Here is a 26,264-nt window from a genome sequence, read left to right on the forward strand (position 1 = left end):
GCGCCGCTTACGACAGCGCCGGACGGGCTTGACTCGGCAAGGCCCGTCCGGCGCTGTTCCGTGGTGTGCGCGGTGCGCTACCGCACGAAGATCCCCGCCTGGCTCGCCAGGTCCAGGAAGTACTGCGGGGCCAGGCCCAGCACCAGCGTGACCGCGACGCCCACCCCGATCGTCGTCATCGTCAGCGGCGACGGGACGGCGACCGTGGGGCCGTCCGCCTTCGGCTCGCTGAAGAACATCAGCACGATGACCCGGATGTAGAAGAACGCGGCGATCGCCGAGGAGATCACACCGACCACGACCAGTCCGCCCGCGCCGCCGTCCGCCGCCGCCTTGAACACGGCGAACTTCCCGGAGAAGCCGGAGGTGAGCGGGATACCGGCGAAGGCCAGCAGGAACACCGCGAAGACCGCCGCGACCAGCGGCGAGCGGCGGCCGAGCCCGGCCCACTTCGACAGGTGCGTGGCCTCGCCGCCCGCGTCGCGCACCAGGGTGACGACGGCGAAGGCGCCGACCGTCACGAAGGAGTACGCGCCGAGGTAGAAGAGGACCGACGAGATGCCGTCCGGGGTCGTCGCGATCACACCGGCGAGGATGAACCCGGCGTGCGCGATCGAGGAGTAGGCCAGCAGCCGCTTGATGTCGGTCTGGGTGATCGCGACGATCGCCCCGCCCAGCATCGTGACGATCGCGACGGCCCACATCACCGGGCGCCAGTCCCAGGCGAGGCCCGGCAGCACCACGTACAGCAGCCGCAGCAGCGCGCCGAACGCGGCGACCTTGGTGGCCGCGGCCATGAAGCCGGTGACCGGGGTCGGGGCGCCCTGGTAGACGTCCGGGGTCCACATGTGGAACGGCACGGCGCCGACCTTGAAGAGCAGGCCGGTGAGGATCATCGCGCCGCCGATCAGCAGCAGCGCGTCGTTGCCCATGGTGGCGGCGAGCGCCGGGTCGATCTGGGTGACCGAGCCGTCGACGACCTGGGCGATCCGGGCGTACGAGACGGAGCCCGCGTACCCGTAGAGCAGGGCGATCCCGAAGAGCAGGAACGCCGAGGAGAACGCGCCGAGCAGGAAGTACTTCACCGCGGCCTCCTGCGACATCAGCCGCTTGCGGCGGGCGACGGCGCAGAGCAGGTAGAGCGGGAGGGAGAAGACCTCCAGGGCCACGAAGAGCGTCAGCAGGTCGTTGGCGGCCGGGAAGACCAGCATCCCGGCCACCGAGAACAGCACCAGCGGGAAGACCTCGGTGGTGGTGAACCCGGCCTTGACCGCGGCCTTCTCGCTGTCGCTGCCGGGGACCGAGGCGGCCTGGGCGGCGAAGGAGTCGACGTGGTTGCCGTGCGCGGCGGGGTCGAGCCTGCGCTCGGCGAAGGTGAAGACGGCGACCAGCGAGGTCAGCAGGATGGTGCCCTGCAGGAAGAGCGTCGGCCCGTCGATCGCGATGGCGCCCATCGCGGCGATGTGCGCCTTCGTCGTCGCGTAGCCACTGGCCGCCAGGCCGACCACCGCGGCGAACGCGGCGGCCAGCGCGACGACCGTGAGGAAGACCTGCGTGTAGTAGCGGGCCCGGCGCGGCACGAACGCCTCGACGAGCACGCCCACCACGGCGACACCGATCACGATGAGGACCGGCATGAGCTGGGTGTACTCGATGACCGGCGCCTTGAACCTCTCGACGGGGGCGGCCGCCGTCACCCCGCCCGCCGTCGTCCACAGACCGTGGACAGCTGTTGCGCTCACTTGGCGGCCTCCACCTCAGGCTGGGGGTCCTTCTTCTGGACGTCCGACATGGTGTGCTGCACCGCCGGGTTGACGATCTCGGTCAGCGGTTTCGGATAGACACCCAGGAAGAGCAGCAGCGCGATCAGCGGGACGACCACCGCCAGCTCCCGGACCTTGAGGTCCGCCATGCCCTGGACCTCGGCCTTCACCGGGCCCGTCATCGTCCGCTGGTAGAGGACGAGCACGTAGAGCGCGGCGAGCACGATGCCGGTGGTGGCGACGATGCCCGCCGCCGGGTAGGCGCTGAACGCGCCGACCAGGACCAGGAACTCGCTGACGAACGGGGCGAGTCCGGGCAGCGACAGGGTCGCCAGACCGCCGATCAGGAAGGTGCCGGCCAGGATCGGCGCCACCTTCTGGACCCCGCCGTAGTCGGCGATGAGCCGGGAGCCGCGCCGGGTGATCAGGAAGCCCGCCACCAGCATCAGCGCGGCGGTCGAGATCCCGTGGTTGACCATGTAGAGCGTGGCGCCGGACTGGCCCTGGCTGGTCATCGCGAAGATGCCCAGGATGATGAAGCCGAAGTGCGAGATCGACGCGTAGGCGATCAGGCGCTTGATGTCGCGCTGGCCGACGGCGAGCAGCGCCCCGTAGACGATGCTGATCAGCGCCAGGACGACGATCACCGGCGTCGCCCACTTGCTGGCCTCCGGGAAGAGCTGGAGGCAGAAGCGGAGCATCGCGAAGGTGCCGACCTTGTCGACGACCGCGGTGATCAGGACGGCGACCGGGGAGGTCGCCTCGCCCATCGCGTTGGGCAGCCAGGTGTGCAGCGGCCACAGCGGCGCCTTCACCGCGAAGGCGAAGAAGAACCCGAGGAAGAGCCAGCGCTCGGTGCCGGTCGCCATGGAGAGCGAGCCGTTGGCGCGGGCCTCGGCGATCTCGGAGAGCGAGAACGTCCCCGCGACGACGTAGAGGCCGATCACGGCGGCCAGCATGATGAGCCCGCCGGCCAGGTTGTAGAGGAGGAACTTGACCGCGGCGTACGAGCGCTGCGCCGCCGCGTTCTCGTCGCTCCCGGAGTGCGCCCGGTCCCCGAAGCCACCGATGAGGAAGTACATCGGGATGAGCATGGCCTCGAAGAGGATGTAGAAGAGGAAGACGTCGGTGGCCTCGAAGGAGAGGATCACCATCGCCTCGACCATCAGGATCAGGGCGAAGAAGCCCTGGGTCGGGCGCCAGCGGGACGACTTCGTCTCCAGGGGGTCGGCGTCGTGCCAGCCGGCCAGGATGACGAAGGGGATCAGCAGGGCGGTGAGCGCCATGAGCGCGATGCCGATGCCGTCGACGCCCAGTTCGTAGCGGACGCCGAAGTCCTTGATCCAGGCGTGTGATTCGGTGAGCTGATAGCGCTCGCCGCCGGGCTCGAAGCGGGCGAGCGCGAGGCCCGCCAGGACGAGCGTGGCCAGGGCGAAGACCAGCGCCGTCCATTTGGCGGCGGTGCGCTTCGCGGCCGGGACGGCGGCGGTGGCGACCGCCCCGATCGCCGGGAGCGCCGCGGTCGCTGTCAGGAGGGGAAAGGACATGTGATCAGACCGCCCTCATCAGCAGGGTCACGGCGATGAGGACCGCCGTACCGCCGAACATCGAGACCGCGTAGGAGCGGGCGTAGCCGTTCTGCAGCTTGCGCAGCCGGCCGGAGAGGCCGCCCATCGAGGCCGCCGTGCCGTTGACGACGCCGTCGACCAGGGTGTGGTCGACGTAGACCAGGGAGCGGGTGAGGTGCTCGCCGCCGCGGACCAGGACCACGTGGTTGAAGTCGTCCTGGAGGAGGTCGCGGCGGGCGGCCCGGGTGAGCAGCGAGCCGCGCGGGGCGGTGACCGGCACGGGCTTGCGTCCGTACATCGCCCAGGCGAGGGCGACGCCGACGACGAGGACCACCATGGTGGCGGCGGTGACCGTCGTGGCGCTGATGGGCGCGTGTCCGTGGCTGTGCTGGGTGACCGGCTCCAGCCAGTTCAGGAAGCGGTCGCCGATGGAGAACAGCCCGCCGGCGAAGACCGAGCCGAAGGCGAGGACGATCATGGGGATGGTCATCGACTTCGGGGACTCGTGCGGGTGCGGCTCGTTGCCGTCCGCGTCGGGCTGCCAGCGCTTCTCGCCGAAGAACGTCATCAGCATCACGCGCGTCATGTAGAACGCGGTGATCGCGGCGCCCAGCAGGGCCACCGAGCCGAGGATCCAGCCCTCGGTGCCGCCCTTGGCGAACGCCGCCTCGATGATCTTGTCCTTGGAGAAGAAGCCGGACAGGCCGGGGAAGCCGATGATCGCCAGATAGCCGAGGCCGAAGGTGATGAAGGTGACCGGCATGTACTTCCGCAGGCCGCCGAACTTCCGCATGTCGACCTCGTCGTTCATGCCGTGCATGACCGAGCCGGCGCCGAGGAAGAGCCCGGCCTTGAAGAAGCCGTGCGTCACCAGGTGCATGATGGCGAAGACGTAGCCGATCGGGCCGAGCCCGGCGGCCAGGATCATGTAGCCGATCTGCGACATCGTCGAGCCGGCGAGGGCCTTCTTGATGTCGTCCTTCGCGCAACCGACGATCGCCCCGAAGAGCAGGGTGACCGCGCCGACGACCACGACGACCAGCTGGGCGTCCGGCGCCCCGTTGAAGATCGCGCCGGAACGGACGATCAGGTAGACGCCCGCGGTGACCATGGTCGCGGCGTGGATGAGGGCCGAGACCGGGGTCGGGCCCTCCATCGCGTCACCGAGCCAGGACTGGAGCGGCACCTGGGCCGACTTGCCGCAGGCCGCGAGGAGCAGCATCAGGCCGATCGCCGTCAGCTTGCCCTCGCTCGTCTCCCCGGTCGCTCCGAGGACCGGTCCGAAGGCGAAGGTGCCGAAGGTGGTGAACATCAGCATGATCGCGATCGACAGGCCCATGTCGCCGACCCGGTTGACCAGGAACGCCTTCTTGGCGGCGGTGGCCGCGCTGGGCTTGTGCTGCCAGAAGCCGATGAGCAGGTACGACGCCAGACCGACGCCCTCCCACCCGGCGTACAGCAGCAGGTAGTTGTCGGCGAGGACCAGCAGGAGCATCGCCGCGAGGAACAGGTTCAGATAGGCGAAGAAGCGACGGCGGCGTTCGTCGTGCTCCATGTAGCCGATCGAGTAGATGTGGATCAGGGTGCCCACACCGGTGATCAGCAGGACGAACGTCATCGACAGCTGGTCGAGCTGGAAGGCCACGTCGGCCTGGAAGCCCTCGACCGGTACCCAGCTGAACAGCTTCTGGTGCAGGGCCCGGTCCTCCGCGCCCTTCCCGAGCATGTCGAGGAAGAGCACGACGCCGATGACGAAGGAGGCGGCGGCGAGCAGGGTGCCGAGCCAGTGCCCGGCGCGGTCCAGCCGTCGTCCGCCGCAGAGCAGGACCGCCGCTCCGAGCAGGGGCGCCGCCACGAGCAGCGCGATCAGGTTCTCCACGATTCAACGTCCCCTTACAGCTTCATCAGGCTGGCGTCGTCGACCGAGGCCGAGTGGCGGGAACGGAACACCGACACGATGATCGCGAGCCCGACCACGACCTCCGCGGCGGCGACGACCATCGTGAAGAAGGCGATGATCTGGCCGTCGAGATTGCCGTGCATCCGGGAGAAGGTCACGAACGCGAGGTTGCAGGCGTTGAGCATCAGCTCCACGCACATGAACAGCACGATCGCGTTCCGCCGGATCAGCACACCGGCCGCACCGATGGTGAACAGCAGGGCAGCGAGATAGAGGTAGTTGACCGGATTCACTTGGCGACCTCCTCTTCTTCGTTGTCCCGGCCGAGCCGCTCCTCGGAGCGCTGCTCCAGCGCCCTGAGCCGGTCCAGCGATTCGTGCGACACGTCGCGGATCTGGCCGCGGTCGCGCAGGGTGCCCATGACGGTGAGCTCGGAGGGCGTGCCGTCGGGGAGCAGACCCGGGATGTCCACCGCGTTGTGCCGGGCGTAGACGCCGGGGGCGGGCAGCGGCGGGAGCTGCGTACCGCGCACCCGCTGCTCGGACAGCTCGCGCTGGGTCTTCGCGCGCTCGGTGCGCTCCCGGTGGGTGAGCACCATCGCGCCGACCGTCGCCGTGATCAGCAGGGCGCCGGTGATCTCGAAGGCGAAGACGTACTTGGTGAAGATGAGGCTGGCCAGCCCCTCCACGTTTCCGCCGTGCTCGGTGTTGGCGGTGCCGAGCCCGTTGAAGCTGCTCAGCGAGGCGTTGCCGATGCCCGCGATCAGCAGGGCCCCGAAGCCGAGCCCGCAGCCCGCGGCCAGCCAGCGCTGGCCCTTCAGGGTCTCCTTCAGCGAGTCGGCGGCGGTGACGCCGACCAGCATGACCACGAAGAGGAAGAGCATCATGATCGCGCCGGTGTAGACGACGATCTGGACGATGCCCAGGAAGTAGGCGCCGTTGGCGAGGTAGAACACCGCCAGGACGATCATGGTCCCGGCGAGGCTCAGCGCGCTGTGCACGGCCTTCTTCATGAGGATGGTGGACAGCGCGCCGATCACGGCGACGACGGCGAGCACCCAGAACTGGACGGCCTCGCCGGTCGAGGTCTGGGAGGCCGCGGCGGCCAGGGCGGTCATGCGCCCACCCCCTGCGCCGAGCCGTTGTTCCCGTGGTGGGCGTCGTCGCCCGGCTTCTCGCCCTTGGAGACGGCGGTCTGGCGCTCCGTACCGGGGGCGGCCTCGGTGACCAGGCCCCGGTAGTAGTCCTGCTCGTCCATCCCCGGGAAGATCGCGTGCGGAGTGTCGACCATGCCCTCCTCCAGGCCCGCGAGCAGCTCGTCCTTGGTGTAGATGAGGCTCTCGCGGGTGGTGTTGGCCAGCTCGAACTCGTTGGTCATCGTCAGCGCCCGGGTCGGGCAGGCCTCGATGCACAGTCCGCACAGGATGCAGCGGGCGTAGTTGATCTGGTAGACGCGGCCGTAGCGCTCACCCGGGGAGTAGCGCTCCTCGTCGGTGTTGTCCGCGCCCTCGACGTAGATCGCGTCGGCCGGGCAGGCCCAGGCGCACAGCTCGCAGCCGACGCACTTCTCCAGCCCGTCCGGGTGGCGGTTGAGCTGGTGCCGGCCGTGGAAGCGCGGCGCCGTCACCTTCGGCGTCTCCGGATACTGCTCGGTCAGCCGCTTCTTGAACATGGCCTTGAAGGTCACGCCGAAGCCGGCGACGGGGTTCAGGAACTTCTCTCCGGAGGACCCGGAGGATCCCGAGGATCCCTCGGACCCCGGAGTCCCCGGGGAGTTGGGCGACTCAGACACCGTCGGCCTCCTTTCCGTCACTCGCGTTTCCGTCACTCTGAGTATCCGACCCGCCACTGACAACGAGCTCCCGCTCGCCCCGCGGCCTGCGGCGCGGCACCGGCGGCAGGGTCTGTCCGGGCAGTGGCGGCACCGGGAACCCGCCCGCCATCGGGTCGAAGGCCGGCTCCGGTCCGGCGGCCGCGTCGGCGGCCCGCTCCTTCTTGTCGCGGAAGAGGTCGGCGACGAAGGAGAGCAGCAGGATCGCGAGCACCGCCCCGGCCACGTACAGCACGATCCCCGAGAAGTCGTAGCCCTCGTTGCGCAGCGCCCGCACGGTGGCGACCAGCATCAGCCAGACCACCGAGACCGGGATGAGGACCTTCCAGCCGAGCTTCATCAGCTGGTCGTAGCGGACCCGGGGCAGCGTGCCGCGCAGCCAGATGAAGAAGAAGAGCAGCAGCTGGACCTTGATGACGAACCAGAGCATCGGCCACCAGCCGTGGTTCGCGCCCTCCCAGAAGGTACTGATCGGGTACGGGGCCCGCCAGCCGCCCAGGAACAGGGTGGTGGAGACGGCGGAGACGGTGACCATGTTGACGTACTCGGCGAGCATGAACATCGCGAACTTGATGGACGAGTACTCGGTGTTGAAGCCGCCGACCAGGTCGCCCTCGGACTCCGGCATGTCGAACGGGGCCCGGTTGGTCTCACCGACCATCGTGACGATGTAGATGATGAACGAGACCGGCAGCAGGAGGATGAACCACCGGTCCTGCTGCGCCTCCACGATCTTCGAGGTCGACATCGACCCGGAGTAGAGGAAGACCGAGGCGAACGCGGCGCCCATCGCGATCTCGTAGCTGATCATCTGGGCGCAGGAGCGCAGACCGCCCAGGAGCGGGTACGTCGATCCGGACGACCAGCCGGCCAGGACGATGCCGTAGATACCGACCGAGGCGACCGCGAGGATGTAGAGCATCGCGATCGGCAGGTCGGTGAGCTGCATCGTGGTGCGGTGCCCGAAGATCGAGACCTCGTTGCCGGACGGGCCGAAGGGGATGACCGCGATCGCCATGAACGCCGGGATGGCGGCGATGATCGGCGCGAGGACGTAGACCACCTTGTCCGCGCGCTTGACGATCACGTCCTCCTTCAGCATCAGCTTGATGCCGTCGGCGAGCGACTGGAGCATGCCCCAGGGACCGTGCCGGTTGGGGCCGATGCGCAGCTGCATCCAGGCGACGACCTTGCGCTCCCACACGATCGAGAAGAGCACGGTCACCATCAGGAACGCGAAGCAGAACACCGCCTTGATGACGACGAGCCACCACGGGTCGGTGCCGAACATCGACAGGTCCTCGGCGGCGAGCACGACGCTGTGCGGTGCCGCGGCCAGTTGCGCGAAGGCGCTCACGCCCCCACCTCCGGTGTGACGTCGGGGGTCCCCGGCGTGGCGGGGCCGATCCGGACCAGGCCGCCGGGGAGGGCACCGGTGTCGGCCGGCACGCCCCGCCCGGCGGAGTTCAGCGGCACCCAGACCACCCGGTCCGGCATGTCGGTGACCCGCAGCGGGAAGGTGACGCTGCCTGTCGGCCCGGTGACGGCCAGCAGGTCGCCGTCCTTCACCCCGGTCTCGGCGGCGGTGGCCGGGGAGAGCCGGGCGACCGCGGCGTGCCGGGTACCGGCCAGCGCCTCGTCGCCCTCCTGGAGCCGGCCCAGGTCGAGCAGCATCCGGTGGCCCGCGAGGACGGCCTCGCCGTCGCCGGGCCGGGGCAGCGGGCGGGCCGCCTCGTTCGGCTCGGCGCCGTGCGCCCCGGTCCAGCCGCCGAACCGGTCCAGCTCGCGGCGTACGGACTTCAGGTCGGGCAGCGCGAAGCGGGCGGCGGCCGCCACGTTCCCGGTACGGGCCATCGCGTCGGCCAGCATGTGCAGCACCCGGGCGTCGGCCGGGGCGAGCGTCCGGGTCATCTGCTCGGGCTTCAGCGCGGCGTCGAACATCCGCACCCGGCCCTCCCAGTTGAGGAACGTGCCGGGCTTCTCGGCCACCGCGGCCACCGGGAGCACCACGTCGGCGCGGTCGGTGACCTCGCTCGGCCGCAGCTCCAGCGAGACCAGGAATCCGACCCGGTCCAGGGCCTCCAGGGCGCGGGCCGGGTCCGGCAGGTCCTCGGTCCCGACCCCGGCGACCAGCAGCGCGGCCAGTTCGCCGGTGGCGGCGGCCTCGATGATCTGGCCGGTGTCGCGGCCGAAGCGGGCGGGGAGTTCGCCGACGCCCCAGACGGAGGCCACCTCGCCGCGGGCCCGCGGGTCGGTTGCCGGACGGCCGCCGGGCAGCAGCGACGGGAGCGCGCCCGCCTCCACCGCACCGCGTTCCCCGGCCCGGCGCGGGATCCACACCAGCGCCGCCCCGGTCGCGGTGGCCGTCCGCAGCGCGGCGGTGAACCCGCCCGGCACTCCGGCCAGCCGCTCGCCGACCACGATCACGGAGCCCTCGGCGTGCAGGGCCTCGGCGGCCGCCGCGCCCTCGCCGTCGAGTCCGACGCCGCCCGCGATGGCGTCCAGCCACTCGGTCTCGGTGCCGGGGGCGGCGGGCAGCAGCGTGCCGCCGGCCTTGGTGAGGCCCCGGGTGGCGTGCGAGGCGATCGCGTACGTGCGCTGCTGGTGCTTGCGGTGGGCCTTGCGCAGCCGCAGGAAGACGCCGGGGGCCTCCTCCTCCGACTCGAAGCCGACGAGCAGCACCGCCGGCGCCTTCTCCAGCGAGCCGTACGTGACGCCCGTGTTGTCGAGGTCCCGGCCGCGGCCGGCGACCCGGGCGGCCAGGAAGTCGGCCTCCTCGCCGCTGTGCACGCGGGCCCGGAAGTCGATGTCGTTGGTGTCCAGGGCGACCCGGGCGAACTTGCTGTACGCGTAGGCGTCCTCGACGGTCAGCCGGCCGCCGGTGAGCACGCCCGTGCGGCCGCGGGCGGCGGCCAGTCCGGTCGCGGCGGCGGCCAGCGCCTCGGGCCAGCTCGCCGGTTCCAGGACGCCCTCGGCGTTGCGGACCAGCGGGGTGGTGAGCCGGTCGCGCTGCTGGGCGTAGCGGAAGCCGAAGCGGCCCTTGTCGCAGACCCACTCCTCATTGACCTCGGGGTCGTTGGCGGCGAGCCGCCGCATGACCTTGCCGCGCCGGTGGTCGGTTCGGGTGGCGCAGCCGCCCGAGCAGTGCTCGCAGACCGACGGCGAGGAGACCAGGTCGAAGGGGCGGGAGCGGAACCGGTACGCCGACGAGGTCAGCGCGCCGACCGGGCAGATCTGGATGGTGTTCCCGGAGAAGTACGACTCGAAGGGGTCGCCCTCGCCGATGCCGACCTGCTGGAGCGCGCCGCGCTCGATCAGCTCGATCATCGGGTCGCCCGCCACCTGGTTGGAGAACCGGGTGCAGCGCGCGCAGAGCACGCACCGCTCGCGGTCCAGCAGCACCTGGGTGGAGATCGGGACGGGCTTCTCGTACGTCCGCTTCTTCCCCTCGAAGCGGGAGTCGGCCTCGCCGTGCGACATCGCCTGGTTCTGCAGCGGGCACTCGCCGCCCTTGTCGCAGACCGGGCAGTCCAGCGGGTGGTTGATGAGCAGAAGCTCCATCACACCCTTCTGGGCCTTGTCGGCGACGGGCGAGGTGAGCTGCGACTTGACCACCATGCCCTCGGTGCAGGTGATGGTGCAGGACGCCATCGGCTTGCGCTGGCCCTCGACCTCGACGATGCACTGGCGGCAGGCGCCGGCCGGGTCGAGGAGCGGGTGGTCGCAGAAGCGCGGGATCTCGATGCCGAGGAGTTCGGCGGCCCGGATGACCAGGGTGCCCTTGGGCACGCTGATCTCGATGCCGTCGATGGTCAGCGTGACGAGGTCCTCGGGCGGGATCGCCGCCTCGCCGCCCCCGGAGGGCGCACTCGTGGTGACTGTCATGCGTTCACCCCCTGGTGAGCGTTCTTGTCGTCGGCCCAGGCGGTGGACCGGGCGGGATCGAAGGGGCAGCCCTTGCCCGTGATGTGCTGCTCGTACTCCTCGCGGAAGTACTTCAGCGAGGAGAAGATCGGCGAGGCGGCGCCGTCGCCGAGGGCGCAGAAGGACTTGCCGTTGATGTTGTCCGCGATGTCGTTGAGCTTGTCGAGGTCGGACATCCGTCCCTTGCCGGCCTCGATGTCGCGGAGCAGCTGGACGAGCCAGTACGTGCCCTCGCGGCAGGGTGTGCACTTGCCGCAGGACTCGTGGGCGTAGAACTCGGTCCAGCGGGTGACGGCGCGTACGACGCAGGTGGTCTCGTCGAAGCACTGGAGCGCCTTGGTGCCGAGCATGGATCCGGCGGCGCCGACGCCCTCGTAGTCGAGCGGTACGTCGAGGTGTTCGTCGGTGAACATCGGGGTGGACGAGCCGCCCGGGGTCCAGAACTTCAGCCGGTGGCCGGGGCGCATGCCGCCGCTCATGTCGAGCAGCTGGCGCAGCGTGATGCCGAGCGGCGCCTCGTACTGGCCGGGGGTCGCGACGTGCCCGCTGAGCGAGTACAGGGTGAAGCCGGGGGACTTCTCGCTGCCCATCGACCGGAACCAGTCCTTGCCCCGGTTCAGGATCGCGGGAACCGAGGCGATGGACTCGACGTTGTTCACCACGGTGGGGCAGGCGTACAGGCCTTCGACGGCGGGGAAGGGGGGCCGCAGCCGGGGCTGGCCGCGTCGTCCTTCCAGCGAGTCGAGCAGTGCGGTCTCCTCACCGCAGATGTACGCGCCGGCGCCCGCGTGCACGGTGAGTTCCAGGTCGAGCCCGGAGCCCAGCACGTCCTTGCCGAGGTAGCCCGCCGCGTACGCCTCGCGCACGGCTTCGTGGAGCCTGCGCAGTACGGGGACGACCTCGCCGCGCAGGTAGATGAAGGCGTGCGAGGAGCGGATCGCGTAGCAGGCGATCACGATGCCCTCGATGAGGCTGTGCGGGTTGGCGAAGAGGAGCGGGATGTCCTTGCAGGTGCCCGGCTCCGACTCGTCGGCGTTGACCACCAGGTAGTGCGGCTTGCCGTCGCCCTGGGGGATGAACTGCCACTTCATCCCGGTGGGGAAGCCCGCGCCGCCCCGGCCGCGCAGGCCGGAGTCCTTGACGTAGGCGATGAGGTCGTCCGGCGTCATGGCGAGGGCCTTGCGCAGCCCCTCGTACCCGTCGTGGCGCCGGTAGGTCTCCAGCGTCCAGGACTCGGGTGCGTCCCAGAACGCGGAGAGGACGGGGGCGAGGAGCTTCTCGGGGCTGTCCCCGTTCCCGCCGCCGTTGTCGTCGAGTTCGGTCGTCAACGTCATCACTCCCCCTCCTCGTCGGTCGGGCGTTCACCGCGCGGGGCGACGACGCGCGCGTGCGGCTCCTCGCCCTTGGCGAGCCGGAGGCCGACCAGCGAGGCGGGGCCCGCGCCGCCGGTGGCCTCGACAGCGCCGGGGCGCTCGTCGGGGAATCCGGCCAGGATGCGGGCGGTCTCCTTGTACGAGCAGACCGGGGCGCCGCGGGTGGGTTCGACGGCGCGCCCGGCGATGAGGTCGTCGACCAGTCGGGTCGCGCTCTCGGGCGTCTGGTTGTCGAAGAACTCCCAGTTGACCATCACCACGGGGGCGAAGTCGCAGGCCGCGTTGCACTCGATGTGTTCGAGGGTGATCTTCCCGTCGACCGTGGTCATGTCCGCACCGTCGTCGCCGACGCCGAGGTGCTCCTGGAGCCGTTCGAAGATGGCGTCGCCGCCCATCACCGCGCACAGCGTGTTGGTGCAGACGCCGACCTGGTAGTCGCCGCTGGGGCGGCGCCGGTACATCGTGTAGAAGGTGGCGACGGCGGTGACCTCGGCGGTGGTGAGGTCGAGCATGTCGGCGCAGAACGCCATGCCCGTACGGGAGACGTAGCCCTCCTCGGACTGCACCAGGTGGAGCAGGGGCAGCAGGGCGGAGCGGCTGCCGGGGTAGCGGGCGATCACCTCCTTCGCGTCCGCTTCGAGCCTGGCGCGCACCTCGGCCGGGTAGGCGGGGGCGGGGAGCTGCGGCATCCCCAGACTGACTTCCTTGGGTGCTTCGGTCACCGGTCGACGCCTCCCATCACGGGGTCGATGGACGCGACGGCGACGATGACGTCGGCGACCTGGCCGCCCTCGCACATCGCCGCCATGGCCTGGAGGTTGGTGAAGGAGGGGTCGCGGAAGTGGACCCGGTAGGGGCGGGTGCCGCCGTCCGAGACGACGTGCACGCCGAGCTCGCCCTTGGGCGATTCGACGGCGGTGTACGCCTGCCCGGCCGGGACCCGGAAGCCCTCGGTCACCAGCTTGAAGTGGTGGATCAGGGCCTCCATGGAGGTGCCCATGATCTTCTTGATGTGGTCGAGCGAGTTGCCCAGTCCGTCCGGTCCGAGCGCGAGCTGGGCCGGCCAGGCGATCTTCTTGTCGGCGACCATCACCGGTCCGGGGGCGAGCCGGTCGATGCACTGCTCGATGATCCGCAGCGACTGGCGCATCTCTTCCAGGCGGACGAGGAAGCGGCCGTAGGCGTCGCAGCTGTCGGCGGTCGGGACGTCGAAGTCGTAGGTCTCGTACCCGCAGTACGGGTCGGTCTTGCGCAGGTCGTGCGGGAGTCCGGCGGAGCGCAGGATCGGGCCGGTGGCGCCCAGCGCCATGCAGCCGGTCAGGTCGAGGTAGCCGACGTCCTGCATGCGGGCCTTGAAGATGGGGTTGCCGGTGGCGAGCTTGTCGTACTCCGGCAGGTTCTTCTTCATGGTCTTCACGAACTCGCGGAGCTGGTCGACCGCGCCGGGCGGCAGGTCCTGGGCGAGCCCGCCGGGGCGGACGAACGCGTGGTTCATGCGCAGGCCGGTGATCAGCTCGAAGAGGTCGAGCACCAGCTCACGGTCGCGGAATCCGTAGATCATGATCGTGGTGGCGCCGAGCTCCATGCCGCCGGTGGCGATGCACACCAGGTGCGAGGAGAGCCGGTTGAGCTCCATCAGGAGCACGCGCAGGACGCTGGCCCGGTCGGGGATCTGGTCCTCGATACCGAGGAGCTTCTCGACGCCGAGGCAGTACGCCGTCTCGTTGAAGAACGGCGTCAGGTAGTCCATGCGCGTGACGAAGGTGGTGCCCTGGGTCCAGCTCCGGTATTCGAGGTTCTTCTCGATGCCGGTGTGGAGGTAGCCGATGCCGCAGCGGGCCTCGGTGACGGTCTCGCCGTCGATCTCCAGGATCAGCCGCAGCACGCCGTGGGTGGAGGGGTGCTGGGGGCCCATGTTGACGATGATGCGCTCGTCGTCGGACTTGACCGCGGAGTCGACGACCTCGTCCCAGTCGCCGCCGGTGACCGTGTATACGGTGCCTTCGGTCGTCGCGCGCGGGGTTGCGTGGGGAGTGGTCATCAGGAGTACGACCTCCGCTGGTCCGGAGCCGGAATCTGGGCGCCCTTGTACTCGACGGCGATGCCGCCGAGCGGGTAGTCCTTGCGCTGCGGGAAGCCCTGCCAGTCGTCCGGCATCATGATCCGGGTGAGGGCGGGGTGCCCGTCGAAGACCAGCCCGAAGAAGTCGTAGGCCTCGCGCTCGTGCCAGTCGTTGGTCGGGTAGACCGCGACGAGGGACGGGATGTGCGGGTCCTCGTCCGGGGCCGACACCTCCAGGCGGATCAGCCGGCCGTGCGTGAGCGAGCGCAGGTGGTAGACGGCGTGCAGCTCGCGGCCCTTGTCGCCGGGGAGGTGGACGCCGCTCACCCCCGTGCAGAGCTCGAAGCGCAGCGCCGGGTCGTCGCGCAGGGTCCGGGCGACCCGGAGCAGGTGCTCGCGGGCGATGTGGAAGGTGAGCTCGCCCCGGTCGACGACGGTCTTCTCGATGGCGTTCTCCGGGAGGAGGTCCTGCTCCTCCAGGGCGCCCTCGAGTTCGTCGGCGACCTCGTCGAACCAGCCGCCGTAGGGGCGGGAGGCGGCGCCGGGCAGGGTCACGGTGCGGACGAGGCCGCCGTAGCCGGAGGTGTCGCCGCCGTTCTCGGCGCCGAACATGCCCTTGCGTACGCCGATGACCTCGCCGGTGTCCGCGCGGGGGGCGGGCACGGCGTTCTCGTTCTGCTCGTCCTGGTTACGGCTCTCGCTCACCGCAGCAGCCCCTTCATCTCGATCAGGGGCAGTGCCTTGAGCGCGGCGTCCTCCGCCTCGCGGGCGGCCTCCTGCGCGTTGACCCCGAGCTTGGAGCCCTGGATCTTCTGATGGAGCTTGAGGATCGCGTCCATCAGCATCTCGGGCCGGGGCGGACAGCCCGGCAGATAGATATCGACCGGAACAATATGATCAACACCCTGAACAATGGCGTAATTGTTGAACATTCCGCCCGATGACGCGCAAACGCCCATCGAGATGACCCACTTGGGGTTGGGCATCTGGTCGTAGACCTGCCGCAGGACGGGAGCCATCTTCTGGCTGACCCGTCCTGCGACGATCATCAGATCCGCCTGCCGCGGCGATCCGCGGAAGACCTCCATCCCGAACCGGGCCAGGTCGTACCGCCCGGCTCCGGTCGTCATCATCTCGATGGCGCAACAGGCGAGGCCGAAGGTGGCGGGGAAGACGGAGGACTTCCGCACCCAGCCGGCGGCCTGTTCGACAGTGGTCAGTACGAAGCCGCTGGGCAGCTTCTCTTCGAGTCCCATGGTGTGCTCCTCAGCCCCTAGTCCTCAGTCCCAGTCCAGGCCGCCGCGACGCCACACATAGGCGTAGGCGACGAAGACGGTGAGCACGAAGAGCAGCATCTCCACGAGCCCGAAGATCCCCAGGGCGTCGAAGGAGACGGCCCAGGGATAGAGGAAGACGATCTCGATGTCGAAGACGATGAAGAGCATCGCCGTCAGGTAGTACTTGATGGGAAAGCGGCCGCCTCCGGCCGGAGTGGGGGTGGGTTCGATCCCGCACTCGTACGCTTCGAGCTTTGCCCGGTTGTACCGCTTGGGGCCGATAAGCGTGGCCATGACCACGGAGAAGATCGCAAACCCTGCCCCGAGGGCGCCGAGCACGAGGATGGGCGCGTAGGCATTCACGCTCCTCGCTCCTTCCAGTCGTCCTTGACCGTTGGACCGCATCGGGCGACCGGCTCACCGCCTCACCAAGATCGCGCTCATGTGAGGCAGTTCACAAGCCCGACTGCCCCGCATCCTATGCCCGCCATCCTGTGATCTGCGACACGGGGTGCAGCAACGTCTTTGTGATCTCCACCACCTGACGAAGGATCATGAAGTCGGATGAGCGGTGATCTTCACACGTGAAGCGGTCGAGTGATCACGAGACGTGACATCCGAGGTTGTTACCGCTGGTCAAACGGCTGTTGCCCTATCAAGAGATGGCCCTACCAAGCAAATTGGCGATGGACGTCGCAGGGTGATAGAGACCCTCGCCCCGACTCGCACCCCGGGAACCCCCGGCGGCGCCCGGACGGCGACACCCCCTCCGCCCGCGCCGCCGGAACCCACCCGCGCGTGGCAGCCCGGGGAGCAAAGTGGACTCACGCGAACATCTGCGCCTTTACGGACGAATGGAGCATCCTCCGCGCGAGGCGCCACCTTGGACGCATGGCGCATAACCGCCCCTCGCGTGCCGACCGCACTGTGACCTGCGTCACGCACCAAGGGGTGCGGCAAAAGCGGGCTTGGCCATCAGTGCGGGCGGATGGTAAGCGCCGGGCAATTCGGGCGTATTGCCGAAACCCCGTGATCACAGCGGTGATCAGGCATGCCCGTTTTGCCCGTTACGGCGTCAATAAGGCCCTCCGGAAAGCGGATTCACAGATTCCGAACGTAACTGTGTCGCAACACACGTTTCTTGATGGGAGGCCCGGGGCCCTGATAGCGCTAGTACTCATGTCCCACACCGCTCACATACCCAGCCACCGGAAGCCCCGCCGGAACGCCCCGAAGACGGCGCTGCGTGCCGGAGTTGCCGGTGGCGTCCTCAGCACCATCGCCGTGGCGGGCACCGCCGGTTCGGCCCAGGCCGAGCCGGTGACCCAGACCATCGAGATGCCCACCCTCACCTCCGGGCTCTCCACCGCCGTCGCCGCGTCGGCCGAGGCCACCCAGCAGGTCGCCCAGGACCTGCAGACGCAGGCCCAGCAGGACGCCGCCGCGACCACCGCGGCGAAGACCGCCAAGAAGGCCAAGGCCGAGGCGGTCCGCAAGGCCGAGGCCAAGAAGAAGGCGGAGGCGGCCGCCAAGGCGAAGGCCGAGGCCGCCGAGCGCGCCTCCCGCACCGCCACGCGTACGACGCTCAGCGCGTCCGCCGGCTCCGCGAGCACCGCCGGTGCCCCGTCCGTCTCGTCGAACGCGACCGGCTCCGCCGCGTCCGTCATCGCCTTCGTGAAGGCCCAGGTCGGCGACGCCTACGTGTCCGGCGGCACCGGCCCCAACTCGTGGGACTGCTCCGGCCTGGTCCAGGCCGCGTTCCGTACGGTCGGCGTCGACCTGCCGCGCGTCTCGCAGGCCCAGTCCACCGCGGGCACCCAGGTCTCGCTGGGCAACCTCCAGCCGGGCGACATCCTGTACTGGGGCGGCGCGGGCAGCGCGTACCACGTCGGCGTCTACGTGGGCGGCGGCCAGTTCGTCGGTGCGCAGAACTCCAGCACCGGTGTGGTGCAGCGTCCGCTCTCCTACGACCCGCCGTCGGGCGCGGTCCGCGTTCTCTGATTCACAAGCGCGCCGGTGGCCCGGCGCGCGGGCACACCGCCGAAGGGCCGTCGCCTCCCCCGCTCGGGAGCGACGGCCCTTCGCCGTTCCCGGCCGGGGTGGGGCTGCCCCCACCATGGGCTCGGTGCTGGCCCCCCGAACTATTCGGGGGGCCGCTTTACTGCCTGTTCCGACTGCCGACAGCACGATGAATACATGCAGTCAACGCCCGCGCATTCACCCGGTCGCGCCCGTGATCCCTTCATAGACATCATCAGAGCCCTGTGCGTGCTGGCCGTTATTTCCCAGCACTGGCTCATGCCGGTACTGGCCTATGAGAACGGCCGGCTGAATACCGGCAACGCACTCGCCAGTCCTGGTTGGTGGATCGTCACCTGGCTGACCCAGGTGATGCCGATGGTCTTCTTCGCCGGTGGCGCGGCGAATTTCTTCTCGTTCCGTTCGGTCGATTCGGTTCCCGAATGGCTCCGGGGCAGGATCGCGCGTCTTCTGGTGCCGGTCGTGCCGCTGGCCGGCGTATGGCTGCTGCTGCCCCACCTCCTGATCGGCGCGGGCGTGCCCCGGCAGCCGGTGCTGCTGGCGGGGAAGATCGCCGGGCAACTGCTCTGGTTCCTCGCGGTGTACGTACTCGTCGTCGCGGTCACCCCGCTGATGTACCGGTGGTACCGCCGCCACGGCTGGCGGGTGCTCGGCGTACTCGCCGCGTCCGCCCTGGTCATCGACGTACTGCGGTTCCAGGTGAACCCGGCGATCGGCTTCCTGAACGCCCTGTTCGTCTGGCTGGCCGCCCATCAGCTCGGCTTCCACTACGCCGACGGCGGTCTGCGCATGCGGAGCGGCTGGACGGCCCCGGCCCTGGCCGCCGCCGGTTTCGGGCTCACCGCCGGCGCCGTGCTCCTCGGCCCGTATCCGGCGTCGATGATCGGAATGCCCGGGGCACCGGTCTCCAACATGAGCCCGCCGACCGTGGTGATGCTCGCGCTGACGGCGGGACAGCTCGGGCTCTGGCTGACGCTCAAGCCGCTGATCGTCCGCTGCGCCGGGCGCCCCCGTGTCACGGCCGTACTGGGCTGGTGCGGGGCGCGGTTCATGACCCTGTATCTCTGGCACATGCCCGCTCTCGTCATGACGGCCGGAATATTCGTGGTCGGATTCGGTTTCGCCACTCCGGCCCCCGGCAGCGCGTTGTGGTTCGCGGTGATCCCGATATGGGTCTCCACCGCGGGATTCTTCCTGATGTGTTTCACCCGGATATTCGGCCGGTTCGAATTCCGGCGCCGCTCCGCCGGTTCCGGTGCGGTGGTACGGACGGGCCCCGGCCGGGTCGCCGCCGCCGCGGTGCTCGCCGCCGCCGGTCTCCTCGGTCTCGCCGCCCAGGGGTTCGTCTCGCCCGACGGCACGCCGACTCCGGTGCTCTGGGTACTGCTGGTGCTGGCGGCCCTGTTCGCCGCCCAGGAGAGGCGCGTGTCCGGGAAGCCCGTGGCCGGGAAGCCCTCGCCCGGGAAGCCCGTACGCGGGAGGACCGTGACCGGGAAGCCCGTCCTGCCCGCCCCGCTCCCCGCTCCCCGCAGCGCGGGAATCCGTATGGGCTAGGCTCGCCGGGGTGCGATCAGGGGCCTCGGACCGGGCGCCTGTGCAGGTACCGGCCTGTTGGGCCAGGATGTGAGGCGGCCCGTGCGGGACTATGTGCTGATGCTGTTCGTCACGGCGGCGGTGACCCATCTTCTGACCGCGCCGGTGCGGAAGTTCGCCATCGCAATCGGGGTGGTCCCCGAGGTCCGGGCGCGCGACGTGCACCGCGAGCCCACCCCGCGCCTGGGCGGCATGGCCATGTTCGGCGGACTGCTGGCCGGCCTACTGGTCGCCTCGCACCTCCCGCAGCTGGAAGAGATCTTCACCCAGAGCTCCACGCCCCGGGCCCTGCTGTCCGGGGCGACGCTGATCTGCCTGCTCGGTGTGCTCGACGACAAATGGGGCGTCGACGCGTTGGTCAAGCTCGGCGGGCAGGTGTTCGCCGCCGGGGTGATGGTCTTCCAGGGGCTGACCATCCCCTGGCTCCCGGTGCCGGGTACCGACGGGATCTACCTCTCCGACTGGCAGAGCACCCTGCTGACCGTCGGGCTCGTCGTCGTCTCCATCAACGCCGTCAACTTCGTCGACGGTCTCGACGGACTGGCCGCGGGCACGATGGGCATCGCGGCGACGGCGTTCTTCCTGTACGCGTACCGGCTCTGGTACGGCTACGGGATCGAGGCCGCCGCGTCCACCACGCTCGTCTCCGCGATCCTCGCGGGCATGTGCCTCGGCTTCCTCATCCACAACTCCCACCCGGCGCGCATCTTCATGGGCGACTCGGGCTCCATGCTGCTCGGCCTGCTCATCGCCGGATGCGCCGTCTCCGTCACCGGGGACGTCGACCCGAGCCTCCTCAACCAGTCGGTGGACGGCACGTCCGGCTCGGCCGCGATGGTGCCGGTCTACATTCCACTGCTGCTGCCGCTCTCCGTCATCGCGCTGCCCGTCGCGGACCTGGTGCTCGCCGTCGTCCGGCGCACCTGGAACGGGATGTCCCCGTTCGCCGCCGACAAGGGCCACCTCCACCACCGGCTGCTCCAGCTCGGCCACTCGCACCGCCGGGCCGTGCTGCTCATGTACTTCTGGTCGGCGCTCTTCTCGTTCGGGATCGTGGCCTACTCGGCGCGGGGCGCCAAGTCCTGGATGCTGTACGGGATCGCGGCCGTCTGCGCGCTGGGCCTGTTCCTGCTGCTCCAGCCGCGCTACGAGGCCCGCCTCACCCGCCGCCTGTTCCCCCGCAACCGGTTCCCCCGCCGCCTGTTCGCCCGCCGCCGCGAGGGCCGCGTCATCGCCACCGGCAACACCCCGGCCGACGCCCCCCGCACCTCCGAGACCGCCGGGCACCGCAGCGGCTGACGGGTCCGGCGGGCCCGGGGCCCGTCGGGCGGCACAACCGGTTCATCCTTTGGTCGAGCCCCCGTGGACTTTCGGCGGACGCCCCCGCCCGGACCCGCTCGGCATGCTGGCGGTACCGCCCGAGCAGCCGACCATCCGGGAGCCGAAGTGCGTCACCACAGCAAGCCCAACGCGGGGATCAGCCGAGCCGGGTTCCTGGCCGGGGCCGGGGCGATCGGGGCCGCCGCGGCCGCCGGGCCACTCCTGACCAGCTCCCCCGCCACGGCGACCCCGCCCCCGAGGGCCGGCCGGGGTCTCACCCATCGCGGGATCTGCTACACGATCGGTGCCGGCGAGACCCCCGGCACCGCCTGGAGCATGACCCGCATGCGCGCGGACCTCCGCGCCATCAAGGAGGAGCTGCACGCCACGTCGATCGAGGTGACCGGCGACGGCGTCGACCGCCTCAACGCCACCGCGTCCGAAGCCGCCGAGCTCGGCCTCCACATCTGGCTCCAGCCGACCCTGGGTGACCGGCCCGCCGGGGAGATCCTCGACCACCTGGCGGAGACCGGCCGCCACCTGGAACGGCTCCGCCGCCAAGGGGCGCGCGCCGACCTGAGTGTGGGATGCGAGTTCTGGCTCTTCGTACCGGGCATCGTGCCCGGCGACAACGCGCAGGAACGCATCCGCAACCTGATGGACGGGAACTTCGACCCGGAGCTGATGATGCGGCGCCTGGCCGCGTTCACGGAACGGGCCGCGGCGGTCGGCCGGTCGGTCTTCGGCGGCAAGCTGTCGTACGCGGCCGCCCAGGACGACGAAGTGGACTGGAACCTCTTCGACATCGTCGGCATCGACTACTACTCGTACTTCCCCGACCGGGCCCAGTACGCCCGCGAACTCCGCCGCTACCTGCGCTGGGGCAAGCCGCTGGCGATCACCGAGTTCGGCACGTGCGCGTACCGGGGAGCGCCCGAACTGGGCGGCATGGGCTGGGACACCGTCGACTACACGAAGCAGCCGCCCGAGATCAAGGGCGACCTGGTCCGCAGCGAACGCACCCAGGCCTCCTACCTCACCGAACTCCTCGGCGTCTTCGAGGAGCTGGGTCTCTACGCCGCGATGGCCTTCGAGTTCCTCACCCCGGACGCCCCGTACTCCCCCGACCCGCGCTACGACCTGGACATGGCGAGCTACGCCGTGGTGAAGCCGGTCAAGGACCGGTTCGACGACCCGGCGTCCGACTGGCACTGGGAGCCGAAGCAGGCCTTCCACGCGCTGTCCCGCTGCTACGCCCGAGCAAGCCGCCACTGACGAGCACGCCGCACGCCTCCCGGGTCAGGTCCGTGAAGGGAGCGGGCTCTTCGCGGACCAGAAGTCCGACGTGACATCGGGGAACGGGATCTTCCCGTCGGCGTAGTTCGGGCCGACCGTCTCCGTCTTCGGTGGGGACACCTTGGAAGCGTTCACACAAGGTGTAGCAACTTCGAAGAAGGCCTGTCCGTTACTGCCGATGAGAACGCGCACGTTAAACTGATCGGGAGTCCGGTAATACATGGCGGGAATATCCGATGTGTTCACCGAGAGCTGCTTGTAGCCCTTGCTTGCCCAGTAGCGTTCGATCACCCCCAGGAAGCTTCCTCGCCGCTCCTTGGAGATGATCGTCATCACCGCCCGGCGCCTCTGCACATCGCAGCTTCCTTCCGTCGAACGCCCATGCGTCCAATGCACTGCCGGTTTAATGGCGTCGAAGGTTCCATCAAGAATGTCGTCCGCCCTCGTCGCCGCCTCCTGCATGTCCATCTTCACTCCCCTGTTCGTCGAACCCTCACCCGCTCCGCATCCGGCCGCGAACAGCAACCCGGCTGCCAGTATCACGGATCCCCATTTCTTCATCGAGGCGCCTCCGGCTTGATCGCTTCCGGTTTTCCGGCCACGATCCGAGCGATATTGTCGGCCGAATCCTGATCCTTCGTCGGGTCGAAGTAGTTCGAATGAGCCGACATTTGACCCCGGTCTTCCACGACGGTTTCCCCATCAGCCACCAAGAATCGGGTCGCCCCGAAATTCTTGCTTGCGGGGTCGGTACCGAACCAACGCTCACTGGGATCGGTCTGCGCGTCTTGCGCCATGAAGCCGCCGATCCCTCCGACGATGGCTCCGGAACCACCCCCGATCAGCGCTCCCGGGGGTCCCGCGATACCAGCGCCCAGAACAAGTCCGGTCGAGCCCCCGCCGACCGCGCCGGAGACCATTCCGGTTGCTTCCGCATGGCTCGGGAGCTTGGTGACGATGTCGTTCTCTGCGGCACCCACGAACACATGCCCCTTGCCCACATTGAGTTCCCCGGCGTTGTCCGCTCCGGTGCCCGGGCTCCCGACCAGGATGATGTCGTCGGCGCCGGGGATTCCACCTTCCGACTGGGCCGCCAGCCCCACCGTGAGGGAACCGTAGGAATGCCCGATGGCGGTGGTATGCGGAGCACGACCCTCGTGCGTTGCGGAGATCCCCGCCATGAAGGCGTTGTAGTCGGGGGCTCCGGCCTGTGCGTCGTTCGTGAACATCACGCTTTTCCCACTGGCCAGATCGCCCGGTGTCAACTGCGGCGCGTCGTATCCGAGCCACACGATCGACGCATTTCTGCTGCCGGGGTCGACCTCCTGCGCGCCAAGAGCCGTCTGCAGCGCGCGGTTCACCGTCCCGTCGGCGAAATCCGCGTCCAATTTGGTGGCGAGGCCGGGCACGTACGCCGAGACGTTGTCGGCGGTGTCGGGATTTCCGTAGGCGATGATCGCGCGGCCGTTGCCCTCGTCGCCGATGCCCAGCAGGTACATCGGCGGTTCGCCGCCCTGTTCCAGCTTGTCCTGGATGCCCTTCAGGCCGCCCAGCATGTCCCGGGAGGCGTCGTCGTGCCTCGCGCCGAGTTGCCCGATGAGGAGGTGGAGGTTCTCCCGGTTGGCCTCGTCACGTGCCAGCGCCGGAATTCCGTCCAGGTTCCCGATCAGCCCGGGAAAGGCGGAGATGTACTCCTCGCGCTGCTCCTCGCCGAGGCGGTCCCACCAGGCCTTGCGCTCCGCGGGTGAGGCGTCGAGCGGAATGTTCTTCTCCAGGTACTGCTGGGCGGCCTCGCCCACCGCCTCGGCGTCCGCCGCCGCGTCCGCCCACGTTCCGGTGTCCACCGTGAGGCCGCGTGCCGCCTTGAGCCTGGCGAGGGCCGCGTCGTACCGCTCGTCGATCTCGCGCGCCTCCCGTAACGCGTGGGCGAGGCGGTCCGCGATGTCCTGGGCCTTGGCGCGGTGCGGGTTGGGGCTCTTCAGGGCCGGCGCGCCCGAGGCCTTGGCCGGGTCGTACATGCCGTTGGCGTCGAAGTAGAGCCCGGGGTTCCCGGCGCCGATCAGCCCGTTGTCGCCCACGACCGAGCCGCCGGGCACCGGGGCTCCGGTCAGCTCGTTCCGGCCGCCGGCCGGGAAGCCGACGCTTCCGTTGTCGTCGACGGAGTATCCGAGGGCGGCGGCGTCCGCGAGCGCGTCGCGTAATCGGCGCTGCGGGGCGCCGAGTTCACCGGCGAGGCCGTCCAGGACACCCCGGACCAGGGCGGTTTCGGTGTGGACGTAGTGGTAGTTCTCGCTCAGCCGCTTCAACCGCTTGACCGCCGCGCGGGCGGATTCGCTGTCCTGGGTCCTGGCGAGCCTGCCGCCCATGTCCCTGTCGACACGCTCACGGGCGTCGTCGGCGAACGCGGAGGCGGCACGCCAGCCGTCGGCGGCGCCGGTGAGCCGGGACAGTTCGAGGTCGCGGAGCTGCTGCCAGCTCAGCCCGGGTGCGGTACTCATGGGCTACTCGCCCCTCCTCGTACCCGGCACCACGACCGCCCCGACGCTCCTGCCCGCCTCCGCGTCCGCCTCGCCGAGCTCCACGGCCACCCGCCGCAGCTTCTGCTCCAGGCCGCCGCACTCGTCACGGACCCGGCCGAGGCGCTCGTCCCACGAGGTGAGAACGATCCCGAGCGTCCTCCGGCAGGACAGCCCGGCCAGGCCGTCCGCCGCGCCGTCGTGCGCCTTTCGCAGATCGGTCCTGGCCGTGATCGTGCGGGTCTGGAGTTCGTCGGCGGTGGCGGCCGCCTTCGTCCACGGGCCACGTGTGTGTCTCAGCGTTCCGCCGCCGTCACCGCCGCCGGGCGGATCCGTGCGCCGCGCGGCGGCTTCCGACTTCAGCCGTTCCCACTCGTCCCATGCCATAAGGGCCCTCCCCCGTTCGCACCGTCACTACCGTACGTTACGGAACAGGTGTGCCGCGTCGCGACGGGTTCGGGCGGTTGGGCGGTTCAGGCCCTCGGGGCGACCTTGGAGAGGCCGTTGATGATGCGGTCCATCGCGTCGCCGCCGGTGGGGTCGGTGAGGTTGGCGAGCATCTTGAGGGTGAACTTCATCAGCAGGGGGTGCGTCAGTCCGCGCTGGGTGGCGATCTTCATCACCTTCGGGTTGCCGATCAGCTTCACGAAGGCGCGGCCCATCGTGTAGTAGCCGCCGTAGGTCTCCTTGAGGACCTTCGGGTAGTTGTTCAGGGCCAGTTCGCGCTGGGCCGGGGTGGAGCGGGCGTGCGCCTGGACGATGACGTCGGCGGCGATCTGGCCCGACTCCATGGCGTACGCGATGCCTTCGCCGTTGAACGGGTTGACCATGCCGCCCGCGTCGCCGACGAGCAGCAGGCCCCGGGTGTAGTGCGGCTGGCGGTTGAAGGCCATCGGGAGGGCGGCGCCGCGGATCGGCTGCGTCATGTTCTCCGGGGTGTAGCCCCAGTCCTCCGGCATCGAGGCGCACCACGCCTTGAGGACCTCGCGCCAGTCCAGCTCCTTGAACGCGGAGGAGGAGTTGAGGATGCCGAGGCCGACGTTGGACGTGCCGTCGCCCATCGGGAAGATCCAGCCGTAGCCGGGCAGCAGCCGGTCCTGGGGGCCGCGGCGGTCCCACAGCTCCAGCCAGGACTCCAGGTAGTCGTCGTCGTGGCGGGGCGAGGTGAAGTACGTACGCACGGCCACGCCCATCGGGCGGTCCTCGCGGCGGTGCAGGCCCATGGCGAGGGACAGCCGGGTGGAGTTGCCGTCGGCGGCGACGACGAGCGGGGCGTGGAAGGTGACCGGGGTCTTCTCCTCGCCGAGCTTGGCGTGGACGCCGGTGATGCGGCCGGTGCGGTCGTCGACGACGGGGGCGCCGACGTTGCAGCGCTCGTACAGCCGGGCGCCCGCCTTCTGCGCCTGGCGGGCCAGCTGCTCGTCGAAGTCGTCGCGCTTGCGGACCAGTCCGTAGTTCGGGTACGCGGCGAGGTCGGGCCAGTCCAGTTCGAGGCGGACGCCGCCGCCGATGATGCGCAGGCCCCGGTTGCGCAGCCAGCCGGCTTCCTCGGAGATGTCGATGCCCATCGACACGAGCTGCTTGGTGGCGCGCGGGGTGAGGCCGTCGCCGCAGACCTTCTCGCGGGGGAAGGCCGTCTTCTCCAGGAGGAGGACGTCCAGCCCGGCCTTGGCGAGGTAGTACGCCGTGGTGGAGCCGGCCGGGCCCGCACCGACGACGATCACATCCGCGCTGTGCTCGGAGAGGAGCTGCTCGGTCACGGTCGGATCTCCCGAAGACTCGAAATCGCGTGCCGCGCGGCAC

At 69.8% G+C, this 26,264-nt stretch carries 22 protein-coding genes; 4 read left to right on the forward strand and 18 right to left on the reverse strand.

What is annotated here, in order from left to right; translation table 11 throughout:
• Window positions 1-77 precede the first annotated feature (77 nt).
• Genes nuoN through ACIQGQ_RS03275 form a run of 14 tightly spaced genes read right to left on the reverse strand, consistent with a single transcriptional unit; the run spans window position 78 to window position 16,059 of the window.
• The gene (gene nuoN, locus ACIQGQ_RS03210) at window positions 78-1,742 is read right to left on the reverse strand and encodes an NADH-quinone oxidoreductase subunit NuoN (RefSeq protein ID WP_402389924.1); all 1,665 of its coding nucleotides are present in this window, start codon (window positions 1,740-1,742) and stop codon (window positions 78-80) included.
• The gene (locus tag ACIQGQ_RS03215; RefSeq protein WP_402389927.1) at window positions 1,739-3,310 is read right to left on the reverse strand and encodes an NADH-quinone oxidoreductase subunit M; all 1,572 of its coding nucleotides are present in this window, start codon (window positions 3,308-3,310) and stop codon (window positions 1,739-1,741) included. Before ACIQGQ_RS03215 ends, nuoN begins: the two co-directional genes overlap by 4 nt.
• Before the next feature lie 4 nt (window positions 3,311-3,314).
• Window positions 3,315-5,210: an NADH-quinone oxidoreductase subunit L gene (gene nuoL, locus ACIQGQ_RS03220; RefSeq protein ID WP_402389929.1), complete on the reverse strand. Its 1,896-nt coding sequence runs from the start codon at window positions 5,208-5,210 to the stop codon at window positions 3,315-3,317.
• Between the two features lie 14 nt (window positions 5,211-5,224).
• Complete coding sequence (gene nuoK / locus ACIQGQ_RS03225; protein ID WP_352276016.1) at window positions 5,225-5,524, reverse strand: NADH-quinone oxidoreductase subunit NuoK; 300 nt, start codon at window positions 5,522-5,524, stop codon at window positions 5,225-5,227.
• On the reverse strand, window positions 5,521-6,348 hold the full coding sequence (locus ACIQGQ_RS03230) for an NADH-quinone oxidoreductase subunit J (RefSeq protein ID WP_402389932.1): 828 nt from the start codon (window positions 6,346-6,348) through the stop codon (window positions 5,521-5,523). The genes nuoK and ACIQGQ_RS03230 overlap by 4 nt, the downstream gene beginning before the upstream one ends.
• Complete coding sequence (gene nuoI, locus ACIQGQ_RS03235; protein WP_366294892.1) at window positions 6,345-7,022, reverse strand: NADH-quinone oxidoreductase subunit NuoI; 678 nt, start codon at window positions 7,020-7,022, stop codon at window positions 6,345-6,347. The genes ACIQGQ_RS03230 and nuoI overlap by 4 nt, the downstream gene beginning before the upstream one ends.
• A complete protein-coding gene (gene nuoH / locus ACIQGQ_RS03240; protein ID WP_402389935.1) occupies window positions 7,015-8,418 on the reverse strand; it encodes an NADH-quinone oxidoreductase subunit NuoH in 1,404 nt (467 codons plus the stop codon). Before nuoH ends, nuoI begins: the two co-directional genes overlap by 8 nt.
• Complete coding sequence (locus ACIQGQ_RS03245; protein WP_402389937.1) at window positions 8,415-10,946, reverse strand: NADH-quinone oxidoreductase subunit G; 2,532 nt, start codon at window positions 10,944-10,946, stop codon at window positions 8,415-8,417. The genes nuoH and ACIQGQ_RS03245 overlap by 4 nt, the downstream gene beginning before the upstream one ends.
• A complete protein-coding gene (gene nuoF / locus ACIQGQ_RS03250) occupies window positions 10,943-12,319 on the reverse strand; it encodes an NADH-quinone oxidoreductase subunit NuoF (RefSeq protein ID WP_402389940.1) in 1,377 nt (458 codons plus the stop codon). Before nuoF ends, ACIQGQ_RS03245 begins: the two co-directional genes overlap by 4 nt.
• Window positions 12,319-13,047, reverse strand: a complete 729-nt coding sequence (nuoE, locus tag ACIQGQ_RS03255; protein ID WP_402390311.1) for an NADH-quinone oxidoreductase subunit NuoE — start codon at window positions 13,045-13,047, stop codon at window positions 12,319-12,321. The genes nuoF and nuoE overlap by 1 nt, the downstream gene beginning before the upstream one ends.
• Window positions 13,048-13,076: 29 nt before the next feature.
• A complete protein-coding gene (locus ACIQGQ_RS03260) occupies window positions 13,077-14,399 on the reverse strand; it encodes an NADH-quinone oxidoreductase subunit D (protein WP_352276008.1) in 1,323 nt (440 codons plus the stop codon).
• Window positions 14,399-15,124, reverse strand: coding sequence for an NADH-quinone oxidoreductase subunit C (locus ACIQGQ_RS03265; RefSeq protein ID WP_402389943.1), 726 nt, complete (start codon window positions 15,122-15,124; stop codon window positions 14,399-14,401). Before ACIQGQ_RS03265 ends, ACIQGQ_RS03260 begins: the two co-directional genes overlap by 1 nt.
• Window positions 15,121-15,675, reverse strand: a complete 555-nt coding sequence (locus tag ACIQGQ_RS03270) for an NADH-quinone oxidoreductase subunit B family protein (protein ID WP_352276005.1) — start codon at window positions 15,673-15,675, stop codon at window positions 15,121-15,123. The genes ACIQGQ_RS03265 and ACIQGQ_RS03270 overlap by 4 nt, the downstream gene beginning before the upstream one ends.
• A 24-nt stretch (window positions 15,676-15,699) precedes the next feature.
• Window positions 15,700-16,059: an NADH-quinone oxidoreductase subunit A gene (locus tag ACIQGQ_RS03275; protein ID WP_352276004.1), complete on the reverse strand. Its 360-nt coding sequence runs from the start codon at window positions 16,057-16,059 to the stop codon at window positions 15,700-15,702.
• Between the two features lie 816 nt (window positions 16,060-16,875).
• Here ACIQGQ_RS03275 and ACIQGQ_RS03280 point away from each other — a divergent pair.
• The 4 genes from ACIQGQ_RS03280 (at window position 16,876) to ACIQGQ_RS03295 (ending at window position 21,924) form a co-directional block, all read left to right on the forward strand.
• Window positions 16,876-17,697 (forward strand): C40 family peptidase, encoded by an 822-nt coding sequence (locus ACIQGQ_RS03280; RefSeq protein WP_402389947.1) that lies wholly within the window; start codon window positions 16,876-16,878, stop codon window positions 17,695-17,697.
• A gap of 195 nt (window positions 17,698-17,892) precedes the next feature.
• On the forward strand, window positions 17,893-19,290 hold the full coding sequence (locus ACIQGQ_RS03285; protein ID WP_402389950.1) for an acyltransferase: 1,398 nt from the start codon (window positions 17,893-17,895) through the stop codon (window positions 19,288-19,290).
• A 99-nt stretch (window positions 19,291-19,389) separates the two neighbouring features.
• Window positions 19,390-20,628 (forward strand): MraY family glycosyltransferase, encoded by a 1,239-nt coding sequence (locus ACIQGQ_RS03290; RefSeq protein ID WP_402389952.1) that lies wholly within the window; start codon window positions 19,390-19,392, stop codon window positions 20,626-20,628.
• 147 nt (window positions 20,629-20,775) lie between these two features.
• Window positions 20,776-21,924: an abortive phage infection protein gene (locus ACIQGQ_RS03295; RefSeq protein ID WP_402389955.1), complete on the forward strand. Its 1,149-nt coding sequence runs from the start codon at window positions 20,776-20,778 to the stop codon at window positions 21,922-21,924.
• Window positions 21,925-21,948: 24 nt separating this feature from the next.
• Here ACIQGQ_RS03295 and ACIQGQ_RS03300 read toward each other — a convergent pair whose 3' ends face one another.
• The 4 genes from ACIQGQ_RS03300 to ACIQGQ_RS03315 form a co-directional block, all read right to left on the reverse strand.
• On the reverse strand, window positions 21,949-22,413 hold the full coding sequence (locus ACIQGQ_RS03300; protein ID WP_402389958.1) for a hypothetical protein: 465 nt from the start codon (window positions 22,411-22,413) through the stop codon (window positions 21,949-21,951).
• Window positions 22,414-22,502: 89 nt separating this feature from the next.
• Entirely contained in the window at window positions 22,503-24,443 is a 1,941-nt protein-coding gene (locus ACIQGQ_RS03305; protein ID WP_402389961.1) for an alpha/beta hydrolase, read from the reverse strand.
• A gap of 3 nt (window positions 24,444-24,446) precedes the next feature.
• Window positions 24,447-24,848, reverse strand: a complete 402-nt coding sequence (locus tag ACIQGQ_RS03310; RefSeq protein WP_402389963.1) for an amino acid ABC transporter permease — start codon at window positions 24,846-24,848, stop codon at window positions 24,447-24,449.
• Between the two features lie 86 nt (window positions 24,849-24,934).
• On the reverse strand, window positions 24,935-26,221 hold the full coding sequence (locus ACIQGQ_RS03315; protein WP_352275991.1) for a geranylgeranyl reductase family protein: 1,287 nt from the start codon (window positions 26,219-26,221) through the stop codon (window positions 24,935-24,937).
• Window positions 26,222-26,264: the final 43 nt, after the last annotated feature.

Source organism: Streptomyces sp. NPDC092952 (genome assembly GCF_044754785.1).
Classification (GTDB): Bacteria; Actinomycetota; Actinomycetes; order Streptomycetales; family Streptomycetaceae; genus Streptomyces.